This is a genomic window from Microcystis sp. M_QC_C_20170808_M3Col, from assembly GCF_007095505.1.
In the GTDB taxonomy this organism is placed as follows: domain Bacteria; phylum Cyanobacteriota; class Cyanobacteriia; order Cyanobacteriales; family Microcystaceae; genus Microcystis.
In genome coordinates this window covers 1-4,696 of sequence record NZ_SFBY01000306.1, presented here as the reverse complement: position 1 = coordinate 4,696, position 4,696 = coordinate 1, and the positions used below count along the sequence as shown (strand labels likewise).

Genomic DNA, 4,696 nt, shown 5'->3' with positions numbered 1-4,696 from the left:
CATTTTACGCAGGGGGTACTTAGATAAAATCAGTATAGCACAATAAAAGTTAAGTTAACAAGCTATAGTTTAAAAAGCCGTCCTAAAAGGACGGGGCTTTAACCCAAAATTTCGGTAAGGGATTTTCCGGTACATCATCTACCCCCAAGATGCGATCGCTTAAGGGCATTTTTAATTTTAACTGGCAACAATACCAAATCCGTTTTTAATAGTGTGATTAACTGCCAAGTATGGATTGTTTCTCCCTGCTCCGACGATCCTCAGTCCCCAATCCCCAGCCTGCCTGCAACTAAAGTAGGGAAAGAGCTATGCTCCCCCCCTTTTTTGATAATTTATTCAAGACGATTGTAGATGCACAGCAATCGAGGCTGAAATTACATTAAGCCTAATTGAGCAAGGATGCCTTTGTGGGTTAAGTATTCCGTAGCTACGCCAATAACGAAACCGAGCATGGCTAAACGACCATTCCAGTTTTCAGCGAAAGCGGTGAAGCCGAGTTTGTTTTCTTGCTTATCCATGGTGAATTGCCTTCCTATAATAAAATTGCGTTTGATTCAAGTGCTTGATATTAAATGTAACATAACTTCCCAAACTATGCAACATTTATTTACATAAATTTTATTAATGTTGACCATAAACTTTTATGGGGGCAGGGTCAAGGGTGGGCAATGGCGGCCGAAAATCAAGCCTGATCTTAGTTCTAGGGCTAAATAACGGTTTTCCCATCCCTGACCGAAAAAGATTACAATCAAGCGAAAGGTCAAGAATCGATCGCCATCGAGCGAGGAGTGAATATGCGCGCCTTACTGATTTATCCCGTTTTTCCGCCGACTTTCTGGTCTTATAACAAAATTCTGGAATTAGTCGATCGCAAAGTCTTACTTCCTCCCCTTGGTATGGTGACGGTGGCGGCAATTTTACCGCAGGAATGGGAATTTAAACTGGTCGATCGCAATATTCGGGCGGTGACAGAAGCAGAATGGGACTGGGCCGAAATAGTCATTCTTTCCGGCATGATTGTCCAACGTCAAGATTTAATCGAGCAAATTCACGAAGCCAAGCAACGGGGTAAACTGGTGGCCGTGGGTGGTCCCTATCCCACTTCTATCCCCCACGAAGTGGCCGAGGCCGATTTTCTGATTCTCGATGAGGGAGAAATCACCATCCCGATGTTTGTGGAAGCATTGGCAAAAGGAGAAACCAAAGGTGTTTTCCGCACCACAGAAAAACCCGATGTGACAATTACCCCGATCCCACGCTACGATCTGCTCGATTTTGAAGCTTATGATTCCATGTCGGTACAATTCTCGCGCGGATGTCCCTTCCAGTGCGAATTTTGCGATATTATCGTTCTCTACGGTCGTAAACCCCGCACCAAAACCCCCGCACAATTATTAAAAGAATTAGATTATCTCTACGAGTTAGGTTGGCGCCGGGGCGTGTTCATGGTGGATGATAATTTTATTGGCAACAAGCGCAACGTTAAATTACTCCTCAAAGAATTAAAGGTTTGGCAAGAAGAACACCAGTATCCTTTCCGGTTTAACACGGAAGCATCGGTGGATTTGGCCGCGGATCTCGAATTAATGGAAATGATGGTTGATTGTTATTTTGATGCGGTCTTTTTAGGTATTGAAACCCCCGACGAAGAAAGTTTACAATTAACCAAAAAATTCCAAAATACCCGTAGTTCGTTAACCGAGACGGTAGAAAAGATTATTAAAGCTGGATTGCGCCCTATGGCGGGATTTATCATCGGTTTTGATGGCGAGAAAAAAGGTGCGGCCGATCGCATTATTAATTTTGTCGAAGAAGCGGCCATTCCCACGGCTCTATTCGGAATGTTACAAGCTTTACCCAATACCGCCCTATGGACTCGCTTGGAAAAAGAAGGACGACTACGATTAACGGGGAAACAGGACATTAACCAAAGTACCCTAATGAATTTCGTTCCCACCCGGCCGATCGAAGATATTGCCACAGAATATATTGAAGCCTTCTGGAAATTGTACGATCCGGAGGTATTTCTCGATCGCACCTATCGCTGTTTCCTGAAATTAGGGGCACCTAAAGCTAAACCTGCCTTTAAACTGCCTCGCCGGGCTGATATCTATGCCCTAGCGGTAATTATCTGGCGACAGGGCTTTAAACGTTCCACTCGCTGGAAATTCTGGCAGAATTTATTCGGTATTTTGCGCCATAATCCCGCCAATGCCGAACACTATATCACTGTCTGCGCCCACAACGAGCATTTCCTGGAATACCGTCAGATTGTCCGGGATGAAATTATGGCACAATTAGCCGAATTTCAACGACAAGAGGCATTAACAGCAGAAAAAACAGCCATAGCGGCCTAATTATTCCGAGGATGGGTAAATAAACCCATCCTTAATATTTTCTGTCCTGATGGTGGACGATCGATAAATCAATCAGTAGTCGTGCAAAATTAATTTCTTGGTTAGGATAGGCACTCATGCAAAAGGCACTCATGCAAAAGCTTTATCGAAATGTGTAATTAATTTTGCTTAAGTCCTTAATATTCCTATTTTCCGGTTAAAAATTCCCTCAATCTCTGCCAAAGCAATTCAGTATAAATTCTTAATTTTCTAGATATAATTACATTTTTTCCCTAAAATGTTAGCTGGAATACTGAATAAATCGAGAAAATCTGGATAAAGCCAGTATTTTTAGCGCCTTAACCCTATCAATCAAGCTAAAATCAATGATTACTCGTCAAGAACTTAAGAAACTACAATCCCTAACTCAAATACCCGCCCTTTCCATTCTCTTACCCACCCATCGCACCTCACCGGATAACAAACAAGACCCTATTCTCGTTAAAAATTTGGTCGATGAAGCAAAGCGCCGATTATCGGAAGAATTCTCTAAACGTGAAATCGAACCTTTGTTCGATCGCCTCGATAGTCTAGTGGCTGAAATAGATTATCCTTATACTCTAGATGGATTAGCTCTCTATATTGGTCCGGATATTGCCAAGCTTTATAACTTGCCTTTTTCTGTCCAGGCAAGAGTTGTCATCGATAAAACCTTTGCCACACGGGATTTAGTTTATGGATTACATCGAGAACAACCCTATTGGCTGTTACTATTAAGTCAGGGTTCTACTCGTTTAATCTCAGCTACAGGAGAAACTCTCGAAGAAATTTGCGATCAAAATTTTCCCTTAGAAATGACCGGACCGGGGGCCACCGCACCACTGCCCTTTGATGCCGATACCAGTTATCTAGATGATAGAATCCGGCGATTTTTCCAACAGGTAGATAAAGCTCTGGGTGAATACATTGATGATTCTTCCCCTTTGATTGTGGGTGGAGTGGTTCGTCAAATTTCCTTCTTTCAAGAAGTTTCACAGTACACATCAGCAATTGTTGGCACTTTAACCGGCAATTTTGATAAAACCTCACTGCCAGAATTAATTCCGCAAGTATTGCCGATTATGCATTCAGTGCGTCAGACTCAAAAAACTGAAGCCCTGCAAGCTTTGGATGCGGCAGTCAGCGCTCAAAAAGTTATCTCTACCCTGGGAGAAGTGTGGCGTTTAGCGCAGGAAGGTCGAGGACAATTGTTATTAGTGGAGAAAAATTACCATGTACCCGCAGTTTTAAGCGAAAACGGTGATTTGATACTGGTGGAAAACGTCGGTGGTACGGAGGTAATCGATGATGCAGTGGATGAAATTATCGAAGCGGTATTGGCCAAGGGAGGACGTGTAGCTTTAGTCGATGAAGATTCCTTGAACGATTACCAAAAAATTGCCTTAATTTTGCGTTATTAGAGCTAAGGCGCTGTTTCACAAGCGCCAATACTAACCCATTGACTAGAACCATCAGACCAGTATTCTTTTTTCCAGATGGGGGCATTATGCTTGAGAGTATCAATAGCATAACGACAGGCTGCGAAAGCTTCCCCCCGATGGGGACAACCCACCGCTACTAGGACGCTAATTTCGCCGATTTGTAGCTTACCGGTGCGATGGTGAATGACAACTCGATTGGTATCGGGCCAGGTTTGCCGAATTTGCCCGGCAATTTGCCGGAAAACCTCGATTGCCATGGGTTCGTAGGCCTGATAATCAAGATAAATAACCGGTTTACCGTCGGTTTGCTCCCGTACCGTACCACTCATTAGTACAATAGCACCATTAGCCCCATCATCGGCTAATTGATATACTTCCTGCAAAGATAAGGGAGCAAAACTGATGCGAAAACTATCTTGAGTCATGGATGAGGCGATCGGGGAGTGGGGAGAAGGGTGTAGGGAGTGGGGTGTAGGGTGTGGGAATTAGGAATTATGAATTAGGAAGTGGGGGGAATAAATAAAATAATCTCCTGACTACTGCCTTCCTTAACAACATAGCTATCGCTTTTTTGGAGTCAAGAGATGTTTCTATTTTTTCATCGAAAAACTGGGTCTGAAACCCCGCCCTTTAGCGATAGCGGAGGGCGGCTTTATATGAATTAGTGAGAAACAATTAAACCGTTAGAACGACGAATTAACTGAATCTTGCTAACGGCTATCTGTCCCAATCGTTGACCATTGGTATCGCTTACAGATAACTGTTTTTCGGTATCTCCACTAACATAACCAATTCCTTTGGGAGAAGAAACTAAATCTCCTTTACGGAACCCATGTCTTGTGGTAGAGCCACCATATTTACGTCGTTTACCACCTTTAG

General features: G+C 43.3%; 4 protein-coding genes and 1 pseudogene. 2 read left to right on the top strand and 3 right to left on the bottom strand.

Annotated elements, in window-relative coordinates:
* Nucleotides 1–374 precede the first annotated feature (374 nt).
* Nucleotides 375–536, bottom strand: a complete 162-nt coding sequence (locus tag EWV84_RS13800; RefSeq protein ID WP_487353236.1) for a CAB/ELIP/HLIP family chlorophyll-binding protein — start codon at nucleotides 534–536, stop codon at nucleotides 375–377.
* A gap of 258 nt (nucleotides 537–794) precedes the next feature.
* Between EWV84_RS13800 and EWV84_RS13795 the strand changes: the two genes are divergently transcribed.
* Together EWV84_RS13795 and EWV84_RS13790 are read left to right on the top strand one after the other, a co-directional pair.
* Nucleotides 795–2,357: a B12-binding domain-containing radical SAM protein gene (locus tag EWV84_RS13795; RefSeq protein WP_287078435.1), complete on the top strand. Its 1,563-nt coding sequence runs from the start codon at nucleotides 795–797 to the stop codon at nucleotides 2,355–2,357.
* A gap of 365 nt (nucleotides 2,358–2,722) precedes the next feature.
* Nucleotides 2,723–3,796, top strand: a complete 1,074-nt coding sequence (locus tag EWV84_RS13790) for an AOC03_06830 family ribosome hibernation factor (RefSeq protein ID WP_287078434.1) — start codon at nucleotides 2,723–2,725, stop codon at nucleotides 3,794–3,796.
* Between the two features lie 2 nt (nucleotides 3,797–3,798).
* Here the strand turns inward: EWV84_RS13790 and EWV84_RS13785 are convergent, their stop codons facing one another.
* Both EWV84_RS13785 and EWV84_RS13780 read right to left on the bottom strand, forming a co-directional pair.
* Nucleotides 3,799–4,242 (bottom strand): molybdenum cofactor biosynthesis protein MoaE, encoded by a 444-nt coding sequence (locus EWV84_RS13785; RefSeq protein ID WP_286824250.1) that lies wholly within the window; start codon nucleotides 4,240–4,242, stop codon nucleotides 3,799–3,801.
* 236 nt (nucleotides 4,243–4,478) lie between these two features.
* Nucleotides 4,479–4,696 (bottom strand): annotated as a pseudogene (locus EWV84_RS13780) (hypothetical protein); the annotation flags it as partial.

Coding starts and splice junctions, on each gene's coding strand:
- EWV84_RS13795 (WP_287078435.1), top strand. CDS start 795: ATGCGCGCCTTACTGATTTATCCCGTTTTTCCGCCGACTTTCTGGTCT.
- EWV84_RS13790 (WP_287078434.1), top strand. CDS start 2,723: ATGATTACTCGTCAAGAACTTAAGAAACTACAATCCCTAACTCAAATA.
- EWV84_RS13785 (WP_286824250.1), bottom strand. CDS start 4,242: ATGACTCAAGATAGTTTTCGCATCAGTTTTGCTCCCTTATCTTTGCAG.